The sequence below is a fragment of the Streptomyces cyanogenus genome, from assembly GCF_017526105.1.
Taxonomy (GTDB): Bacteria; Actinomycetota; Actinomycetes; order Streptomycetales; family Streptomycetaceae; genus Streptomyces; species Streptomyces cyanogenus.
In genome coordinates this window covers 2,037,031-2,056,802 of sequence record NZ_CP071839.1, presented here as the reverse complement: position 1 = coordinate 2,056,802, position 19,772 = coordinate 2,037,031, and the positions used below count along the sequence as shown (strand labels likewise).

The following is a 19,772-nucleotide window of genomic DNA, read 5'->3' as shown; positions in this document are numbered from 1 at the left end:
CTAATCTCATCGCGAGAACATCACCGAGAACCCTTGTGATCCGCCGCACCACCCATGCATGCCGGATACAAGGACCCGAACAGCTCTGGAGAAACTCCCGCATGAACCGCAAGACTTTGGTGCTGCCGGCGGTGGCCGGCCTGCTCACCCCGGTTCTCGCCGCGTGCGGCGGATCGGACAGCGGGAGCAAGAGCGGTGACGCCATCGTCGTCGGTACCACGGACCAGTTCACGGCCACCAAGGACGCCCCGGCGCCCCTCGACCCGGCCTACGCCTACGACGTCGGCACGTGGAACATCCTGCGCCAGTCCGTGCAGACCCTGATGGCCCAGCCCAAGGGCGAGGGCGCCCCCACCCCGGAGGCCGCCGAGAGCTGCTCCTTCACCGACAGCGGCAGTGAGCGCTACGCCTGCAAGCTGCGCGAGGACCTGAAGTTCTCCAGCGGCGACCCGGTGACCGCCCAGGACGTCAAGTACTCCATCGAGCGTGCGCTGCGCATCAACGCCGACAGCGGTGTCTCGGCCCTGTTGAACACCATCGACACCATCGAGACGCAGGGGGACCGCGAGGTCGTCTTCCACCTGAAGACGGCCGACGCCACCTTCCCGTACAAGCTGTCCACCCCGGTCGCGGGCATCGTCAACCCGAAGGACTACGACAAGGACAAGCTCCGGGACGGCTTCGAGGTCGACGGCTCCGGCCCGTACACCTTCAAGGCCGAGGTCAAGGACGACGCGATCGTCTCCGCCACCTTCACCAGGAACCCCTCCTACAAGGGCAGCGTGAAGGTGAACAACGACAAGGTCGAGCTGCGCTCCTTCGCCGACGCCGACGCCATGAGCGCCGCGGTCGACAAGGGTGACATCGACGTCATGACCCGCACCATGTCGCCCGCGCAGATCCAGAAGCTGGACGGCGGCGGCGACGACAAGGTCGACCTGGTCGACATGCCGGGTCTGGAGATCCGCTACCTCGCCTTCAACACCGACGCCTCCAGCGTCAAGTCGAAGGCCGTACGCCAGGCCATGGCCCAGCTCATCAACCGCGGCGAACTGGTCTCCAAGGTCTACGGCACCCAGGCCGAGCCGCTGTACTCGCTGGTCCCGGCCACCGTCACCGGCCACTCCAACTCGTTCTTCAACAAGTACGGCAACCCCAGCCTCGCCAAGGCGAAGGACCTGCTCACCAAGGCCGCCATCACCACCCCGGTGAAGCTGACCCTGCACTACACCACCGACCACTACGGCTCGGCCACCAAGCAGGAGTTCGAGATCCTGCAGAAGCAGCTCAACGACAGCGGTCTGTTCGACGTCTCCATCGAGGGCCACCCCTGGGCGACCTTCCGGCCCGCCGAGCGGAAGGGCCAGTACGACGTCTACGGCATGGGCTGGTTCCCCGACTTCCCGGACGCCGACAACTTCCTCGCGCCCTTCCTCGACAAGAACAACTTCCTCGGCTCGCCGTACGACAACAGCAGCATCCAGCGCACGCTGATCCCCCAGTCCCGCCGCGAGGCGGACCGGCTCGGCGCGTCCAAGAGCCTGACCGAGATCCAGGACATCGTCGCGGAGGACGTCCCGGTGCTGCCGCTGTGGCAGGGCAAGCAGTACGTCGCCGCACGGGACGACATCACGGGCGTGGCCTACGCCCTCAACTCGTCGTCTACGCTTCAGTTGTGGGAGCTCGGCCGCGGTGTGAGCGGCTGACGGCTCTCCGCCCCCGGGGCCGAGCACAGCGCGGCCCCGGCGCCCGGGACCAGGGACGGCGGCCCCGGGCTGACGAACCGACGACAAGGCACATTTCAAAGTGAACATGCGCAACCAGTGGCCAGTCCTGCCCCTCGTGGCGGGGCTGGCCTCCGGCCTGTTGACCGGCTGCGGCTCCGAGACCGGTGACTCCGGGGGCACCGGCTCCTCCGTGGTGATGGGGATGTCCGACGACGTCCTCGCCACGGACCCGGCATCCGGCTACGACCCCGGCTCCTGGCTGTTGTTCAACAACGTCTTCCAGTCGCTGCTCAGTTTCCCCAAGGGCGCGACCGAACCCCAGCCCGAACTGGCGAAGCAGTGCGGCTTCACCGACTCCCGGGCCATGGTCTACAAGTGCGAGCTGAAGGACGGCCTGAAGTTCAGCAACGGTGACGCCCTCACCTCCGCGGACGTGAAGTTCTCCTTCGACCGCATGCTGAAGATCAACGATCCCGCCGGTCCCGCGATCATGTTCCCGATGCTCGACAAGGTCGAGACGCCGGACGCGAAGACGGCCGTCTTCCGTCTGAAGGTGCCCGACGCCACCTTCCCCAGCAAGATCGCCTCCGGCGCCGGCTCCATCGTGGACCACAGCCAGTACGACGCGAACGGCCTGCGCACCGACCACCAGGCCGTCGGCTCCGGCCCCTACAAGCTGGAATCCTTCGACAAGGACCAGGCCGTCTTCTCCGCCAACGGCAACTACCGGGGCACCGCCAAGGTCAAGAACTCCGGCGTCACGCTGAAGTTCTTCCACGGCGACCGCACCGCCCTGAAGCAGGCCCTCCTCGACGGCGGCATCGACATCGCCTACCGAGGCCTGACCGCCGCCGACATCGCCCAGCTCGACGAGCAGGCCGACAGCAAGGGCGTCGACGTCATCGAGGGCAGCAGCGCCGAGGTCCAGCACCTGGTCTTCAACATGAAGGACCCGGTGGCCGGCAAGCTCGGCGTCCGCAAGGCCATGGCCTACCTCATCGACCGCGACGCCCTCATCAAGGACGTCTACCAGGGCACCGCCACCGCGCTGTACTCGATCATCCCGGCGGGCATAACCGGCCACAACACCGCGTTCTTCGACAGCTACGGCGCCCGCCCCTCGCGGGAGAAGGCCGCCGCCGCACTGCGCGCCGACGGCATCACCGGCAAGGTGAAGCTCACCCTGTGGTCCACGCCGTCCCGCTACGGCCCGGCCACCGACGAGGAGCTGAAGGCCATCGCCGGCCAGCTCAACGCCAGCGGACTGTTCGACGCCGACGTCCAGTCGGTCGCCTACGGCCAGTACGAGAAGGACATCGCCGCCGGCAAGTACGGCGTGTACGTGAAGGGCTGGGTGCCGGACTACCCGGACGCCGACAACTTCACCGCGCCCTTCTTCGGCAAGGGCAACGTGCTGGGCAACAACTACAGCAACCGCACCATCGTCAAGTCCCTGATCCCCGGCACCGCCGCGCAGAGCGACCGCGCGGCGACCGACAAGGACTTCGGGAAGCTGCAGGACATCGTCGCCGCCGAACTGCCGGTCCTGCCGGTGTGGCAGGCCAAGCAGTACGCGGTCGTCCGCGACGGCGTCTACGGCCTCGAGTACTGCCTGGACGCTTCCACGGTGTTCCGGTTCTGGGAACTCAGCAAGAGCTGAAGCCGCATACGCCGAGGGCGCCCCGCTCCGCAGAGGCAGGGGCGCCCTTCGCCGTCGTACGGGCTCCCGTACGGGCCCTTCCGTCTCGCGGATCTCACTGGGCGCCGGGGCGCACCAGACCGCTCTCGTACGCGTACACGGCGGCCTGCACGCGGTCCCTGAGGCCCAGTTTGGTGAGCACATGCCCCACGTGCGTCTTCACCGTCGTCTCGCTGACGAACAGATCGGCGGCGATCTCGGCGTTGGACAGCCCGCGCGCCACCAGCTTCAGCACCTCGACCTCACGGTCGGTCAGGGTGTGCAGGGTGTCCGGCACCGGCTCCTCGCCGGACGGCAGGTGCGTGGCGTACTTGTCCAGCAGCCGCCGGGTGATGCTCGGCGCGAGCATGGCCTCACCGGCCGCCACCACCCGGATCGCCTGCACCAGTTCGTCGGCGGGCGCGTCCTTGAGCAGGAAGCCGCTGGCGCCGGCGCGCAGCGCCTCCACCACGTACTCGTCCAGGTCGAACGTGGTCAGCACCAGCACCTTGGCCGGACCGTCCCGGCCGGGCCCGGTGATCTGCCGGGTGGCCTCCACGCCGTCCATCCGCGGCATCCGGATGTCCATGAGCACGACGTCCGGCTGGAGCGCGCGCACCTGGTCGAGGGCCTGCAGGCCGTCACCGGCCTCGCCGACGACCGCGATGTCCTGCTCGGCCTCCAGGATCATCCGGAAACCGGTACGCAGCAGGGGCTGGTCGTCGACCAGTAGGACACGGATGGCCACGTGACACTCCTTCGCTAGTCCCGCCCCATTCTGCCCTGCCCGCGTTTCCCGGATCACCCGGTCCCGGAGGACCCGGCCGGCCCGACCGGCAGCGGGTAGGGCGGGGGAGTGCCGCCGAACTCCGGGCAGTGCGCCCGGTGGTCGCACCAGCCGCACAGCTTGGTCGGCCGGGGCCGCCAGTCCCCGGTCTCCGTGGCCTGCCGGATCGCCTCCCACAGCGCGTGCAGTCTGCGTTCCACCCGCTCCAGATCGGCGGGGACCGGGTCGTACGTCAGCACGTCCCCGCTGCCGAGGTAGACGAGCTGGAGCCGGCGCGGGACCACCCGCTTCAGCCGCCAGACCACCAGGGCGTAGAACTTCATCTGGAACAGCGCGCCCTCGGCGTACTCCGGGCGGGGCGCCTTGCCCGTCTTGTAGTCGACGATCCGCACCTCGCCGGTCGGCGCCACGTCCACCCGGTCGATGATCCCGCGCAGCCGCAGCCCCGACTCCAGCTCGGCCTCCACGAACAACTCGCGCTCGGCCGGCTCCAGCCGCGTCGGGTCCTCCAGGGTGAACCAGCGCTCCACCAGCCGCTCGGCCTCGGCGAGCCAGCCGGCCAGCCGCTCCCCGTCCGGGTCGTCCGCGAACAGCTCGGTCACCTCGGGCCTGGTCTCCCGCAGCCGGTCCCACTGCCCCGGGATCAGCGCCTTGGCCCGCGGCGCGGTCCGCTCCCCGGCGGGCGCGTCGAACAGCCGCTCCAGCACGGCGTGCACCAGCGTGCCCCGCGTCGCCGCCGCGCTCGGCTTCTCCGGCAGCCGATCGATCACCCGGAACCGGTACAGCAACGGGCACTGCATGAAGTCACTGGCCCGGGACGGCGACAAGGAGGTGGGCGGACCACCGCGCCCCCCACCCGTGCCGGAACCGCTGTCCTGCCCGGTACCGGTCACAGCGGTACCGGTCACAGCGGCGCCGCCCGCTGCCAGGCCGGCCGTGCCGGGGCAGCCGGTCTCGGTGGTGCCGCTTGCCGGTGCCGTACCGGGAGCGTCGTCCTCACCGCCCGCTGCCGGGACGGGCGCCGCCCGTCCGTCGTGCTCGGCCGTGCCGCTCGCCGGTCCGGGGGCGGTGCCGGATCCGTCGCCCGCCGGCGGCTCCGTGGGGGCGGGCATCGGCGGGCTCGGTGGCCGGGACGGGGTGGCCGGGGGTGTGCGGTCGGCGCCGCCCGGCTGGGCCGCCACCTCGTCGATGCTGCTGTCCATGTCCACAGACCTTACGGCCCGCCACTGACAGTGACCCGGTCGCCGCCCGGGTCGACCGTGCGATCGCGGGGCAAACACAAGGGGTGCCGGGGCGAAACGTGCCACGACGGCCGCATACCATCGACCAGAGACCCTTCCGTCCGGCAGGCACGGAAGACGCTTCGAACGAGGGGACACCGTGGACGTGAGCGGCGGGAGCGGGCAGCCGCGGTCCGGCAACGACGAGCCGGCCGAGCACTCCGCTGACCCTACGGCCCCGGCGACCGGACCCACCGACCACTCCGGCCCCGAGCCCGACACGCCCGCGCCCCGGCAGGACGACGCCGAGCAGACCCGGCCCGCCGGCCCCGCCCCGGACAGCGGCGGCGCGCCCGCCCCCGACGAGCCGGCCGAGCCGGAGCCCCGGGCCCCGGACGCCGCCCCCGAACACCGGGCCCCGCACGCCGCGGCCGAGCACCCGGCCCCGGACGCCACCGCCGAACACCGCTCCCTCGCCCACTCCGGCATCGCCAAGGGCGAACCGCCCGAGCCCCGGCCGAAGGAACCCGGCGGCGGCCTGCTGATGGGCCGCCCCTTCGGCGTGCCCGTCTACGTCGCGCCGAGCTGGTTCCTCGTCGCCGCCCTGATCACCTGGGTCTTCGCCGGACAGCTCGACCGCGTGCTGCCCGAGCTGGGCGCCGCCCGCTACCTGGTCTCCCTCTTCTTCGCGGTCGCCTTCTACGCCTCCGTCCTGGTCCACGAGCTGGCCCACACGGTCGCCGCGATCCGCTTCAAGCTCCCGGTCCGCCGTATCCAGCTGCAGTTCTTCGGCGGCGTCTCGGAGATCGAGAAGGAGGCCGAGACCCCCGGCCGGGAGTTCGTGCTGGCCTTCGTCGGCCCGCTGCTCTCCCTCGTGCTGGCCGGCCTGTTCTACCTCGCCATGAAACCCGTGGAACCCGGCACCGTCCCCGGCGTCCTGCTGGCCGGCCTGATGGTCTCCAACCTCATCGTGGCGATCTTCAACCTCCTCCCCGGCCTCCCCCTGGACGGCGGCCGCATGCTCCGCGCCGTCGTCTGGAAGATCAGCGGCAAGCCGATGACCGGCACGGTCGCCGCCGCCTGGGTCGGCCGCGCCCTGGCCGTCGCCGTCCTGATCGGCCTCCCGCTGCTCAACCAGTCCGGCGCCCTCGGCGGCAGCGGCGAGGACGTGGGCGGCATGGACACCGTCACCGACGCCCTGCTCGCCGCCATCCTGGCCGCGATCATCTGGACCGGCGCCGGCAACAGTCTGCGCATGGCCCGGCTGCGCGAACACCTCCCCGAGCTGCGCGCCCGCGCCCTGACCCGGCGGGCCGTACCGGTCGAGAACGACACCCCGCTCTCCGAGGCGCTGCGCCGTGCCAACGCCGCCGGCGCCCGCGCCCTGGTCGTGGTGGACGCCGACGGCAAGCCGCTCTCGCTCGTCCGCGAGGCCGCCATCGTCGGCGTACCCGAGCACCGCCGCCCCTGGGTGGCCGTCAGCGGGCTCGCCCAGGAGCTGACCGACGGCATGCGGGTCTCCGCCGAGCTGGCCGGGGAAGAACTCCTGGACGTCCTGCGCGCCACCCCGGCCACCGAGTACCTGGTGGTCGAGGAGAACGGCGAGATCTACGGCGTCCTGTCGGCCGCGGACGTCGAGCGGGCCTTCGTCAAGGCGATGGCGAGGCCCACCGCCTAGCCGCCGTGGTCGGCACCCCTCACCGGGACCGGTACGCTGGTCACATGTCCGAACCGACCGGTGCCGCCCGCAGGCGCGGGCCCTTCAAGGTCGGGGACCAGGTACAGCTGACCGACCCCAAGGGCCGCCACTACACGTTCACGCTCGAAGCAGGGAAGAACTTCCACACCCACAAGGGTTCCTTCCCGCACGACGAACTGATCGGCGCTCCCGAGGGCAGCGTTGTCCGCACCACCGGCAACGTGGCCTACCTCGCGCTGCGCCCCCTGCTCCCCGACTACGTCCTGTCCATGCCCCGCGGGGCAGCCGTCGTCTACCCGAAGGACGCGGGGCAGATCCTCGCCTTCGCCGACATCTTCCCCGGCGCCCGCGTCGTGGAGGCCGGCGTCGGCTCCGGCTCGCTCAGCAGCTTCCTGCTGCGGGCCATCGGCGACCAGGGCATGCTGCACTCCTACGAGCGCCGCGAGGACTTCGCCGAGATCGCCAGGCAGAACGTGGAGCGCTACTTCGGCGGCCCGCACCCCGCCTGGCAGCTCACCGTCGGCGACCTCCAGGACAACCTGTCCGACACCGACGTCGACCGCGTCATCCTCGACATGCTCGCCCCCTGGGAGTGCCTGGAGGCCGTCTCCAAGGCGCTCGTGCCGGGCGGCATCCTGTGCTGCTACGTGGCCACCACCACCCAGCTCGCCCGGACCGTGGAGTCCATCCGCGAGATCGGCTGCTTCAACGAGCCGACCGCCTGGGAGACCATGATCCGCAACTGGCACATCGAGGGCCTGGCCGTCCGCCCGGACCACCGGATGATCGGCCACACCGGCTTCCTGCTCACCGCCCGCCGCCTCGCGGACGGCGTCGAGCCGCCCATGCGCCGCCGCCGCCCCGCCAAGGGCGCCTACGGCGAGGACTACGCCGGCCCCAACGCCGACGGCGGCGCCGGCCGCTGACCGGCACGCGCGCGTACAACGTCAGGGCGCCGTGGCCCAGTTCCCCACCGACGGACGGGAACTCGGTCACGGCGCCCGTCCGTTGACGCGGTACCAGCATCGGAGCCTCCCGCGCGCGGGCCCGTCGCCTGCGGGAACGGCGGACCCCGCCGTTCCCTCGCACTGTGACGTGTGGCACCATGCAGGCCACCCCACCGGCACAGCCCTCACAGGAGACACTCCTCGTGCAGCAATCCGCCGTTCCGGAGCTCGCCCACACGCACACCCGGCCCATCCACTGGGTCGCCACCGCCACGGCCGTCGCGGGCGTCGTGGCCCTCTCCTCCGTCGTCCAGCCCGGATCGGCCACGGCCGCCCAGTCCGCCTCCGCCGCCGAGGGCAGGTCCGCCACGGCGGCCGTCGCGCCGCCGAGCACGGCCGGGGTGGCGTTCCCGCTGCAGTGCGGCCCGGTGAAGGCGGTGGTCGCCAAGAAGGCCACCGGCGACCTGGACGGCGACGGCAGACCGGAAACCGTCGCGGTGGTGCACTGCGACGCCCCCATGGGCACCCCGCCCGACGGGGTCTACGTCCTCACCCGCGCCGCGGACGGCGGCAGGCCACGTGTGGTCGCCACCCTCGTCGAACCCCGGCAGCGGCTCACGGTCACCGACTTCGCACTGCGCCGGCGGACCGTCTCCGCCACCCTGCTCGGTTACTCCTCGGACGCCGTGCCCAGTTGCTGCCCCGACGTGAAGACCCCGGCCGCGTGGCGGTGGAACGGCAACGCCTTCCTGCGCTCCACGCCGGCCGGGGCCCACAGCGTCTGACCCGGACTCACTCCGCGTCGGGCCCGTACACCTCGACCTTGTCCGAAACCCGGCGCACGTGGATGCACTCCCCGGGACACTCCTTCGCCGAGTCCACCACGTCCGCCAGCAGCGGCAGCGGCACCGGCGTGGTCGCCCCGGGGGCCTGGAGCAGTTCGTCGCCCGCGCCCTTCACATAGGCCAGCCCGTCGATGTCCAGCTCGAACACCTCCGGGGCGTACTGGGCGCAGATCCCGTCGCCGGTACACAGGTCCTGGTCGATCCAGACCTCCAGCGCCTCGCCGCCCGGGGCCTCCTGCTGCACGGTCATCTCTCCTGCCGTCGGTTCGCCGGGCGGTCCGGGCCCACGAGGGCCAGCCGGGTCCGCTCCAGCGGCTGTTGAACACCCTCGACCCTACCTCCGCCCGCGGCGCGGCCCGGTGGCACCGGTTCCGGGTTTCCGGCCCCGCCCGCTCGGGTACCAGCGCCGGACCGGGACAGGGGTGCCCCGACGGCCGGGTCGATCACTTCAGGCCACCACGGCGGTGACCCCGCCCGCCGGTGCCGTCGCTCTGCGTGATGATCGCAAGAGCGCCCTGCGTGCTGCCCGCGGACCGGCCGATCGGCCACGAGCGGACAACTCCGGCCGGTGGGGAAGGGATTCGACCGCGCCATGCATGGAACAAGCGGCTTTCCCCTCACGTTGAGTGGGTATCCCCTCCGTGCGAGGGAGTGTGCGCCGGGTGACCGACGACACACCTTGACAGTCTTTGTGATCTAGGGGTTTCAATCGACACCCACCCAGGTAGGGTCTGGAAGCGTCCAGCTCCCCTTGGAGGAGGTGAGGACCGTGGCAGCCCACGACGACGACATGAACCGCGGCATCCGCCCGGGACGAGGGTCCGAGGACCCGGCCGGGCAGATCGCCTACCTTGAGCAGGAGATCGCCGTCCTGCGCCGCAAGCTCGCCGACTCTCCGCGCCACACGAGGATTCTCGAAGAGCGGATCGTCGAGCTGCAGACCAACCTGGCCGGCGTGTCCGCCCAGAACGAACGACTGGCCAACACCCTCCGCGAGGCCCGCGACCAGATCGTGGCCCTCAAGGAGGAGGTCGACCGGCTCGCTCAGCCGCCGGCCGGCTTCGGTGTCTTCCTGCAGGCGAACGAGGACGGCACCGCCGACATCTTCACCGGGGGCCGCAAGCTCCGGGTGAACGTCAGCCCCAGCGTCGAGCTCGACGACCTGCGGCGCGGCCAGGAGCTCATGCTCAACGAGGCGCTCAACGTGGTCGAGGCCATGGAGTTCGAGCGCGTCGGCGACATCGTCACCCTCAAGGAGATCCTGGAGGACGGCGAGCGCGCCCTCGTGCTGGGGCACACCGACGAGGAGCGGGTGGTACGGCTCGCCGAGCCGCTGCTGGACGTCACCATCCGCCCCGGCGACGCCCTCCTGCTCGAACCCCGCTCCGGCTACGTCTACGAGGTCGTGCCCAAGAGCGAGGTCGAGGAACTGGTCCTCGAAGAGGTCCCCGACATCGGCTACGAGCAGATCGGCGGCCTCGGCAACCAGATCGAGGCCATCCGCGACGCGGTGGAGCTGCCGTACCTCTACCCGGACCTGTTCAAGGAGCACGAGCTGCGCCCGCCCAAGGGCGTCCTGCTCTACGGCCCCCCCGGCTGCGGCAAGACGCTGATCGCCAAGGCGGTCGCGAACTCGCTGGCCAAGAAGGTCGCCGAGGTCACCGGTCAGGCCGCGGGCAAGAGCTTCTTCCTGAACATCAAGGGTCCCGAGCTGCTCAACAAGTACGTCGGCGAGACCGAGCGGCAGATCCGCCTGGTCTTCCAGCGTGCGCGTGAGAAGGCCAGCGAGGGCACCCCCGTGATCGTCTTCTTCGACGAGATGGAGTCCCTCTTCCGCACCCGTGGCTCCGGTGTCAGCTCGGACGTGGAGAACACCATCGTCCCGCAGCTGCTCGCCGAGATCGACGGCGTGGAGGGCCTGCAGAACGTGGTCGTGATCGGCGCCTCCAACCGCGAGGACATGATCGACCCCGCCATCCTGCGCCCCGGCCGGCTCGACGTGAAGATCAAGATCGAGCGTCCGGACGCCGAGGCGGCGAAGGACATCTTCGGCAAGTACCTCACCGAGCGTCTCCCACTGCACGGGGACGACCTCGCGGAACACGGCGGCGACAAGAGCGCCACGGTCCAGGGCATGATCCAGACCGCGGTCGAGCACATGTACGCCGAGTCCGAGGAGAACCGCTTCCTGGAGGTCACCTACGCCAACGGCGACAAGGAAGTCCTCTACTTCAAGGACTTCAACTCCGGAGCCATGATCGAGAACATCGTGGGCCGCGCCAAGAAGATGGCGATCAAGGACTTCCTGGAGAAGAGCCAGAAGGGTCTCCGCGTCTCCCACCTGCTCCAGGCCTGCGTGGACGAGTTCAAGGAGAACGAGGACCTGCCCAACACCACGAACCCGGACGACTGGGCTCGGATCTCCGGAAAGAAGGGCGAGCGGATCGTCTACATCCGTACCCTCATCACCGGAAAGCAGGGCGCGGACACCGGACGCTCCATCGACACGGTGGCGAATACCGGTCAGTACCTGTAACGGCAGGGCGGCTGCGGGTGCCCTCGGCGGGTACCCGCAGCCGACTGTTTTGCGGGCCACGACCGGAGCAGTCAATGACGCAAATGATCTCCCCACCAGCGCAAAGGCGTTCTAGGCTCGTTCCTGCCGCCGAGTCGCGCCGTGCGGGGACGGGCACCGCACACGCACCGGAGCGCCAGCGGTACTTGAGCGGCGCCCACGACCGAGGGTGCCGCCGGGCAAGGAGGGCCGCATGACCGTACGGCGAGTAATGGGCATCGAGACGGAGTACGGGATCTCCGTCCCCGGCCACCCGAACGCCAATGCCATGCTCACCTCGTCCCAGATCGTCAACGCCTACGCGGCGGCGATGCACCGGGCCCGCCGGGCCCGCTGGGACTTCGAGGAGGAGAATCCGCTGCGGGACGCGCGAGGCTTCGACCTCGCCCGGGAGGCCGCCGACGCCAGCCAGCTCACCGACGAGGACATCGGCCTGGCCAATGTGATCCTCACCAACGGTGCCCGTCTGTACGTCGACCACGCCCACCCCGAGTACAGCGCCCCCGAGGTCACCAACCCCCGCGACGCCGTCCTGTGGGACAAGGCCGGCGAGCGGATCATGGCCGAGGCCGCCGAGCGGGCGGCACAGCTGCCCGGGGCCCAGCCGATCCACCTCTACAAGAACAACACCGACAACAAGGGCGCCTCCTACGGCACGCACGAGAACTACCTGATGAAGCGGGAGACCCCGTTCTCGGACATCGTGCGCCACCTCACGCCCTTCTTCGTCTCCCGTCAGGTCTTCGCCGGAGCGGGCCGCGTCGGCATCGGCCAGGACGGGCACGAGCACGGCTTCCAGCTCAGCCAGCGCGCGGACTACTTCGAGGTCGAGGTCGGCCTGGAGACCACGCTCAAGCGCCCGATCATCAACACCCGCGACGAGCCGCACGCGGACGCCGAGAAGTACCGCCGGCTGCATGTGATCATCGGAGACGCCAACCTCTCGGAGATCTCCACCTACCTCAAGCTGGGCACGACCGCCCTGGTCCTGTCCATGATCGAGGACGGCTTCATCGCCGTTGACCTCGCCGTCGACCAGCCCGTGCGCACCCTGCACCAGGTCTCGCACGACCCGTCCCTCAAGCGCCTGGTCACCCTGCGCAGCGGGCGCACACTCACCGCGGTCCAGTTGCAGATGGAGTACTTCGAGCTGGCCCGCAAGTACGTCGAGGAGCGCTTCGGCGCCGACGCCGACGACCAGACCAAGGACGTGCTCAGCCGCTGGGAGGACACCCTCACCCGGCTGGAGAACGACCCGATGAGCCTGGCCGGCGAGCTGGACTGGGTCGCCAAGCGGGAGCTGATGGAGGGCTACCGCCGGCGCGACGACCTGGACTGGGACGCGGCCCGGCTGCACCTGGTCGACCTCCAGTACGCCGACGTACGCGCCGAGAAGGGCCTGTACAACCGGCTGGTGGCCCGCGGGCGCATCAAGCGGCTGCTGGACGAGGCCGAGGTCGACCGGGCGCGTACGAAGCCGCCGGAGGACACGCGCGCCTACTTCCGCGGACGCTGCCTGGAGCAGTACGCGGACGACGTGGCCGCCGCGAGCTGGGACTCGGTCATCTTCGACCTGCCCGGCCGCGACTCCCTGCAGCGCGTCCCAACCCTGGAACCGCTACGCGGAACGCGAAATCACGTCAAGGAGCTGCTGGACCGCTGCCGCACGGCGGAAGACCTGGTCAGGGTCCTGTCGGGCAACTGAGAGCGATCAGCGGGTACTGGTTCCGACCCGGGCGGCCGGGGTGGAAACCCCACCGCCCGGGAATCATCCAGGTGGCCCCCGTATGTTGTGGAAACTACGGGGCCGATGTCGGACCCGGACTATAGGGTCTGATCATCACCGATCGGCAGGCGAACTGAGCGGGGTGAGGGTTATGGCGACCAAGGACACCGGCGGCGGCCAGCAGAAGGCCACCCGGTCCACGGAAGAGGTCGAGGAGCAGGCGCAGGACGCGCAGGCCTCGGAGGACCTCAAGGAACGGCACGAGAAGCTGAGCGACGACGTGGACTCGGTCCTGGACGAGATCGACGATGTCCTGGAGGAGAACGCAGAGGACTTCGTTCGAAGTTTCGTTCAGAAGGGCGGCGAGTAGCCTTCGAATCGAAGGTCGCTGGGGGGTCTGAGTTGGCAAGTGAGGCGAGCGCGAAGCGCTGCTCGCGGTGCAGGGAACCCAAGCCGCGAGCAGCATTTGCGAAGAACAAGTCCATGAGGGACGGCCTGCAGGCCTATTGCCGTGAGTGCGCGGCTGCCTACCACCAGCAGCGGCAACTGGCGCGGGGCCTTAATGTCCGTCCAAGGGTCCAGGCGCCCGAGGGGCACAAGTACTGCCGCACCTGCGGCGAGATCAAGCCGCATGGTGAGTGGACTCGCAACAGCAGTGCCTCGGACGGTCTGGCGACACTGTGCAAGGCGTGCAAGGCGGTGAAAGGCCGGCAGCACCACCTCAAGCGCAACTACGGCCTCACCGAAGCCGAGCGCGACGCGCTGATCGCCTCCCAGCACGGACTCTGTGCGATCTGTCTGGCCGCCCCGCCCGCGCATGTGGATCACTGCCACAAGACGGGTAGGGTCCGTGGCGTACTGTGCTTCAACTGCAATTCGGCCATCGGCAAGTTGCGGGACGATCCCGACGTTGGCCGTCGCGCTGTTGCTTACCTGGAAGGAAACCTGTGGAAGCCAACACTCGTGGCACCGGGCGTCTACCAGCTGCCTTCCTGACGCCAGGATCCTCTTCGTTCATGGACTTCCTCGCCGAGCACCAGCCGGAGCTGCTGCCCGGCAACCGGCAGCTGCCGCCCGTCCAGGGTGTGCTGGAGGCGCCGCACGGCACGACCATCGTGGCCGTGACGTTCCCCGGCGGCGTGGTGCTCGCCGGTGACCGCCGGGCCACGATGGGCAACGTGATCGCCCAGCGGGACATCGAGAAGGTCTTCCCGGCCGACGAGTACTCGGCCGTGGGCATCGCCGGCACCGCCGGCCTGGCCGTCGAGATGGTCAAGCTCTTCCAGCTGGAGCTGGAGCACTTCGAGAAGGTCGAGGGCGCCCAGCTGTCCCTGGAGGGCAAGGCGAACCGGTTGTCGACCATGATCCGTTCCAACCTCGGCATGGCCATGCAGGGCCTGGCCGTGGTGCCCCTCTTCGCGGGGTACGACCTGGACCGCGAGAAGGGGCGCATCTTCTCCTACGACGTCACGGGCGGCCGTTCCGAGGAGCACAACTTCGCGGCGACGGGCTCCGGCTCGGTCTTCGCGCGGGGTGCGATGAAGAAGCTGTTCCGTGACGACCTGACCGAGGAGCAGGCCACCACGCTGGTGGTGCAGGCCCTCTATGACGCGGCTGACGACGACTCGGCGACCGGCGGTCCCGATGTCGCCCGCCGGATCTACCCGATCATCACCGTGATCACCGAGGACGGCTTCCGCCGGCTCACCGAGCAGGAGGCCTCCGAGCTGTCCCGCTCGGTGCTCCAGAGGCGCCTGGAGGAGCCCGACGGCCCCAAGGCCGCCCTGCTCTGAGCGCGGGCCCGGTTCTTACCAAGGTGATCCAGTGACCATGACAGAAAGGGACGGATAACCGGTGTCGACGCCGTTCTATGTCTCACCCCAGCAGGCCATGGCCGACCGGGCGGAGTACGCCCGCAAGGGCATCGCCCGTGGCCGCAGCCTGGTCGTGCTGCAGTACGCCGACGGCATCGTGTTCGTCGGCGAGAACCCGTCCCGCGCGCTGCACAAGTTCAGCGAGATCTACGACCGGATCGGCTTCGCCGCGGCCGGCAAGTACAACGAGTACGAGAACCTGCGCATCGGCGGCGTCCGCTACGCCGACCTGCGCGGCTACACCTACGACCGCGACGACGTCACCGCCCGCGGCCTGGCCAACGTCTACGCCCAGACGCTGGGCACGATCTTCTCCTCGGCGGCCGAGAAGCCGTACGAGGTGGAGCTGGTGGTGGCCGAGGTCGGGGAGACCCCCGAGGGCGACCAGATCTACCGGCTGCCGCACGACGGCTCCATCGTGGACGAGCACGGCTCGGTCGCGGTGGGCGGCAACGCCGAGCAGATCAGTAGCTTCCTGGACCAGCGCCACCGCGACGGCATGAGCCTGGCGGAGGCCCTCAAGCTGGCCGTGCAGGCCCTGTCCCGCGACACCAACGGCAGCGAGCGGGAGATCCCCGCCGAGCGCCTGGAGGTCGCCGTACTGGACCGCACGCGCCCGCAGAAGCGCAAGTTCAAGCGCATCGTCGGCCGCCAGCTCGCCCGCCTGCTGGCGGCGGACGGCGCGAGCACGGAGGCGGAGAGCGCGGACGGCGCCGAGGACTCCGAGGAGGAGTGAGGCGCCTGCCGTGGCGCACGTACCGCCGGGTGCCCCGGCCGGGGCACCCGGCGTTCAGGCGGACGCGCGTGGCGGCGCCGTGGAGCCCCGGACGACGAGTTCCACGGGAATGTCCCCGCCCTCCGGCTCCCGGCCCTCCAGGACCGCCAGCAGGGCCCGCATGCCCCGTTCCCCGAACAGCTCGGCGTCCAGTCGTACGGTCGTCAGCTCGGGGTCGATCGCGGTGGCCAGTGCCAGGTCGTCCAGGCCGGTGACCGAGACGTCGTCGGGGACCCGCAGGCCTAGGCGGCGCAGCGCCTTGTAGGCGCCGGCGGCGAGCTTGTCGTCGTCGCAGACCACCGCCGTGGGCCGGGGCCCGGGCGCGGTGAGCGCGGTCTCGGTGGCGGCCAGCGCGCCCTCGATGGAGATCGGGGCCCGGGCGGTGCGGATCCCGGTGCCCGGGACGGCGGCCAGACGCGCGGCCAGTTCTCGCGCGCGCACCTCGAAAGTCCAGGACGGCACGTCCGCGGCCAGGTGCAGCACCCGGCGGTGGCCGAGCCCCAGCAGGTGCTCGGCGACCTGGCGGACGCCGTCGGCGATGTCCAGGTTCACGGTCGCGGCGCCCAGGCTGCCCGCGGGGTCGCTGTCGAGCATGACCAGGGGCAGCTGGTCGCCGCGGATGGCGGTGAGGGCGTCGGCGGCCATCGAGGAGGCGATGACGCCGTCCAGGGCGGCCTGCGCGGAGGCGAAGGGGTCGCGGGCCGGGCCGATGCCCTCGGGGGAGGGGTACAGCACCACGCCGAAGCCGTGCTCGGCGGCCACGCGCGCGGCACCGGTGTAGACACCGGCGAAGAACTCCGTCGTCAGGGCGGGCACCACGAGCAGGACGGTACGGGTGCGGCCGAGGCGCAGGTTGCGGGCGGCGAGGTTGGGGCGGTAGCCCAGCTCGCGGGCGGCCTCCCGCACCCGCTCGGCGGTGGTCTGCGAGACCCGGCCGCGCCACTTGTCGCCCAGGACCAGCGAGACGGCCGCCTGGGAGACCCCGGCCGCCTGGGCGACGTCCCGGCTGGTCGGGCGCGTGCTGCTGCGGGCCACCACTCACTCCCGGTCGTCTGGACGTGCGAACAGCGCACATGGTACGTATGAACAGGGACGTTATACGTAACACTTCGGGCCGTCACGGCGTCCCGGCGAGCCACGGAAGGGCAGGACATGGCCACGGGGTACCTGGAGATCCTGAAGGCGAGGCACGCCCTGCGGCTGCTCGCCGGCACCCTGGTGGGCCGGCTGCCCAACGCCACCGCCGCCATCGCCCTGGTGCTGTTCGTGCGCGCAGAGGGCGGCACCTACAGCCTCGCGGGCGCCCTCGCGGCCGTGTACGGCGTCGCCAACGCCGTCGGCCAGCCGGTGCTGGGCCGCCTCGTGGACCTCCACGGTCAGCCCCGCGTCCAGCTGCCCGCGGCCGTCCTCGCCGCCCTCGCCATGACGCTGTTCGCCTGCACCGGCACCGATCCGCTGCCGCTCGCCTACGCGGCCGTCGCGGCGGCCGGGCTGTTCACCCCGCCCCTGGAGGGCGGCCTGCGGGCGCTGTGGCCCTCCGTGCTGGACCGCGAGGAACAGGTGCACACCGCGTACGCCATGGACGCGATCGCCCAGGAGGTCATGTTCACCGTCGGCCCGCTGCTGGTGACCCTGTGCGTGTCCCTGTGGGACGAGCGCGCCGCCCTGCTGGTGCTGAGCCTGCTGGGCGTGCTCGGGGCGCTCTCCGTGGTGGTCTCGCCGCCCTCGCGCGCGTGGCGCTCGGCCCCGCGCGAGGCCCACTGGCTGGGTGCCCTGCGTTCGCCCGGCCTGCTCGCCCTGCTCGCCGCCTTCCTGTTCGTCGGCATCGCGCTGGGTTCCATCACGGTCGCCTCGGTGTCGTACGCCGACGGCCACGGCGGCGACGCGGTCTACGGCTGGCTGATGGCCGGACTGGGCCTCGGGGCGCTGGCCGGCGGCAGCGTCTACGGCGCCCGCCGGTGGGCCGGCGTGCCCGAACGGCGACTGAGGGTGCTGGTGGCCCTGCTGGCGGTCTGTTACCTGCCGCTGATGCTGACGCCGGGCGCGGTCGCCATGGTGCTGCTGAGCGTGGTCTCCGGCGTGTTCCTGGCGCCCACCATCGCCTGCGCCTTCATCATCGTGGACCGGCACGCGCCGAGCGGGACCGTCACCGAGGCGTTCTCCTGGCTGGTGACGACGTTCACCGTGGGTGCCTCGGTCGGAACGGGCCTGGCCGGGCCGGTGGTCCAGGCCGGTGGCACCCTGTGGGGCTTCGCGCTGCCGGGGGCCGCCGGGACCGTGTCGTTGCTGGTCATGCTGGCCACCGGACGGGTCCTCGCAGCTCCCGCGCGGGGTGCGGTCGTTGCGGCTTCACCGGAAAATGATCCAAATCGTGCTGCCGAACCCCGTTTCAGCTCGGGGGATCGGGCGTAATGTTCCCTCATGGACCGCCGCATTTTCGGGCTGGAGAACGAGTACGGCGTCACGTGCACGTTCAGGGGACAGCGGCGCCTGTCTCCTGACGAGGTGGCGCGGTACCTCTTCCGCCGTGTCGTGTCATGGGGCCGCAGCAGCAATGTCTTTCTGCGAAACGGCGCCCGGCTCTATCTCGACGTGGGCTCACATCCGGAATACGCGACCCCCGAATGTGACAACGTGACCGAACTGGTCACCCACGACAAAGCCGGCGAGCGCATTCTCGAAGGACTCCTGGTGGACGCGGAACGACGCCTGCACGAGGAGGGAATCGCAGGCGACGTCTACCTCTTCAAGAACAACACCGACTCGGCGGGCAACTCCTACGGCTGCCACGAGAACTACCTGGTGGCGCGGCACGGGGAGTTCTCCCGGCTCGCGGACATCCTCATCCCGTTCCTGGTCACCCGGCAGCTGCTGTGCGGCGCCGGCAAGGTGCTCCAGACCCCGCGCGGCGCCGTCTACTGCGTCAGCCAGCGCGCGGAGCACATCTGGGAGGGCGTCTCCTCGGCGACGACCCGTTCCCGGCCCATCATCAACACCCGCGACGAACCCCACGCGGACGCCGAGCGCTACCGCCGGCTGCACGTCATCGTCGGCGACTCCAACATGTCCGAGACGACGATGCTGCTCAAGGTCGGCGCCACCGACCTGGTGCTGCGCATGATCGAGGCGGGCACCGTGATGCGCGACCTCACCCTGGAGAACCCGATCCGGGCGATCCGCGAGGTCAGCCACGACATCACCGGCCGGCGCAAGGTGCGCCTGGCCAGCGGCCGGGAGGCCTCCGCGCTGGAGGTGCAGCGCGAGTACTTCGACAAGGCCCTGGACTTCTGCGACCGCCGGGGCATCCGCACCGGCACCGTCGCGCAGGTCCTGGAGCTGTGGGGCCGCACCCTGGAGGCGATCGAGAGCGAGGAACTGGACCGCATCGAGACCGAGATCGACTGGGTCATGAAGTACAAGCTCATCGAGCGGTACCGGGCCAAGCACAACATGACGATGTCGCACCCGCGGGTCGCCCAGATAGACCTCGCCTACCACGACATCCACCGCCGTCGTGGCCTGTACTACCTGCTGGAGAAGAAGGGGCAAGCCGCCCGGATCTGCAACGACTTGAAGATCTTCGAGGGCAAGTCGGTTCCCCCGCAGACCACTCGGGCCCGGCTGCGCGGCGACTTCATCCGGCGGGCACAGGAACAGCGCAGGGACTTCACGGTCGACTGGGTGCACCTCAAGCTCAACGACCAGGCGCAGCGCACCGTGTTGTGCAAGGACCCGTTCCGGTCGGTGGACGACCGGGTGGAGAAGCTGATCGCCGGAATGTAGAGCGGGATCCGCGAGCAGGGCGTTTCGGCACAGGAATGCCGGAACGCCACACGGGCGCCGTACGTTTCCCGTACGGCGCCCTTCTCGGGTCGTAGAGTTGCGCGCACGCCATCCGCAAGATCGACCGATTACGAGG

17 protein-coding genes are annotated in these 19,772 nt (G+C 70.4%); 13 read left to right on the top strand and 4 right to left on the bottom strand.

Annotated elements, in window-relative coordinates; all coding sequences use genetic code 11:
* The first annotated feature begins 101 nt into the window (after positions 1–101).
* Positions 102–1,706 (top strand): ABC transporter substrate-binding protein, encoded by a 1,605-nt coding sequence (locus S1361_RS09150; protein WP_208031339.1) that lies wholly within the window; start codon positions 102–104, stop codon positions 1,704–1,706.
* A 100-nt stretch (positions 1,707–1,806) separates the two neighbouring features.
* Positions 1,807–3,387 carry an ABC transporter substrate-binding protein gene (locus S1361_RS09145; protein WP_208031338.1) on the top strand — a complete coding sequence of 527 codons (1,581 nt, stop codon included), beginning with the start codon at positions 1,807–1,809 and terminating at the stop codon, positions 3,385–3,387.
* Positions 3,388–3,481: 94 nt separating this feature from the next.
* Here S1361_RS09145 and S1361_RS09140 read toward each other — a convergent pair whose 3' ends face one another.
* Together S1361_RS09140 and S1361_RS09135 are read right to left on the bottom strand one after the other, a co-directional pair.
* Complete coding sequence (locus tag S1361_RS09140) at positions 3,482–4,153, bottom strand: response regulator (protein WP_208031337.1); 672 nt, start codon at positions 4,151–4,153, stop codon at positions 3,482–3,484.
* Positions 4,154–4,206: 53 nt separating this feature from the next.
* On the bottom strand, positions 4,207–5,085 hold the full coding sequence (locus S1361_RS09135) for a RecB family exonuclease (protein ID WP_279577653.1): 879 nt from the start codon (positions 5,083–5,085) through the stop codon (positions 4,207–4,209).
* A gap of 487 nt (positions 5,086–5,572) precedes the next feature.
* Between S1361_RS09135 and S1361_RS09130 the strand changes: the two genes are divergently transcribed.
* From S1361_RS09130 to S1361_RS09120, 3 genes are all read left to right on the top strand, one after another.
* A complete protein-coding gene (locus S1361_RS09130) occupies positions 5,573–7,090 on the top strand; it encodes a site-2 protease family protein (protein WP_208031336.1) in 1,518 nt (505 codons plus the stop codon).
* 44 nt (positions 7,091–7,134) lie between these two features.
* The gene (locus tag S1361_RS09125; RefSeq protein ID WP_043499232.1) at positions 7,135–8,037 is read left to right on the top strand and encodes a tRNA (adenine-N1)-methyltransferase; all 903 of its coding nucleotides are present in this window, start codon (positions 7,135–7,137) and stop codon (positions 8,035–8,037) included.
* A gap of 224 nt (positions 8,038–8,261) precedes the next feature.
* Positions 8,262–8,843: a hypothetical protein gene (locus tag S1361_RS09120; protein ID WP_208031335.1), complete on the top strand. Its 582-nt coding sequence runs from the start codon at positions 8,262–8,264 to the stop codon at positions 8,841–8,843.
* Between the two features lie 7 nt (positions 8,844–8,850).
* Here the strand turns inward: S1361_RS09120 and S1361_RS09115 are convergent, their stop codons facing one another.
* A complete protein-coding gene (locus tag S1361_RS09115) occupies positions 8,851–9,153 on the bottom strand; it encodes a ferredoxin (RefSeq protein ID WP_208031334.1) in 303 nt (100 codons plus the stop codon).
* 519 nt (positions 9,154–9,672) lie between these two features.
* On the opposite strand from S1361_RS09115, the gene arc reads away from it, so the two are divergent.
* The 6 genes from arc to prcA all read left to right on the top strand — a co-directional run bounded on the left by arc (position 9,673) and on the right by prcA (position 15,814).
* Complete coding sequence (arc, locus tag S1361_RS09110) at positions 9,673–11,439, top strand: proteasome ATPase (protein ID WP_208031333.1); 1,767 nt, start codon at positions 9,673–9,675, stop codon at positions 11,437–11,439.
* Between the two features lie 232 nt (positions 11,440–11,671).
* Entirely contained in the window at positions 11,672–13,183 is a 1,512-nt protein-coding gene (gene dop / locus S1361_RS09105) for a depupylase/deamidase Dop (RefSeq protein WP_341829299.1), read from the top strand.
* A gap of 172 nt (positions 13,184–13,355) precedes the next feature.
* A complete protein-coding gene (locus S1361_RS09100; RefSeq protein WP_020939002.1) occupies positions 13,356–13,574 on the top strand; it encodes a ubiquitin-like protein Pup in 219 nt (72 codons plus the stop codon).
* A 113-nt stretch (positions 13,575–13,687) separates the two neighbouring features.
* Positions 13,688–14,200 carry an endonuclease VII domain-containing protein gene (locus S1361_RS09095; RefSeq protein ID WP_208031332.1) on the top strand — a complete coding sequence of 171 codons (513 nt, stop codon included), beginning with the start codon at positions 13,688–13,690 and terminating at the stop codon, positions 14,198–14,200.
* Positions 14,152–14,997: a proteasome subunit beta gene (gene prcB, locus S1361_RS09090; RefSeq protein WP_208031331.1), complete on the top strand. Its 846-nt coding sequence runs from the start codon at positions 14,152–14,154 to the stop codon at positions 14,995–14,997. Before S1361_RS09095 ends, prcB begins: the two co-directional genes overlap by 49 nt.
* 61 nt (positions 14,998–15,058) lie before the next feature.
* On the top strand, positions 15,059–15,814 hold the full coding sequence (gene prcA, locus S1361_RS09085; RefSeq protein ID WP_208031330.1) for a proteasome subunit alpha: 756 nt from the start codon (positions 15,059–15,061) through the stop codon (positions 15,812–15,814).
* Positions 15,815–15,868: 54 nt separating this feature from the next.
* On the opposite strand, the gene S1361_RS09080 is transcribed toward prcA, so the two are convergent.
* On the bottom strand, positions 15,869–16,888 hold the full coding sequence (locus S1361_RS09080) for a LacI family DNA-binding transcriptional regulator (protein WP_208031329.1): 1,020 nt from the start codon (positions 16,886–16,888) through the stop codon (positions 15,869–15,871).
* Between the two features lie 117 nt (positions 16,889–17,005).
* Here S1361_RS09080 and S1361_RS09075 point away from each other — a divergent pair, with 117 nt between their 5' ends.
* Both S1361_RS09075 and pafA read left to right on the top strand, forming a co-directional pair.
* Entirely contained in the window at positions 17,006–18,265 is a 1,260-nt protein-coding gene (locus S1361_RS09075) for an MFS transporter (protein WP_208031328.1), read from the top strand.
* A 9-nt stretch (positions 18,266–18,274) separates the two neighbouring features.
* The gene (gene pafA, locus S1361_RS09070) at positions 18,275–19,636 is read left to right on the top strand and encodes a Pup--protein ligase (RefSeq protein ID WP_189300199.1); all 1,362 of its coding nucleotides are present in this window, start codon (positions 18,275–18,277) and stop codon (positions 19,634–19,636) included.
* Positions 19,637–19,772: the final 136 nt, after the last annotated feature.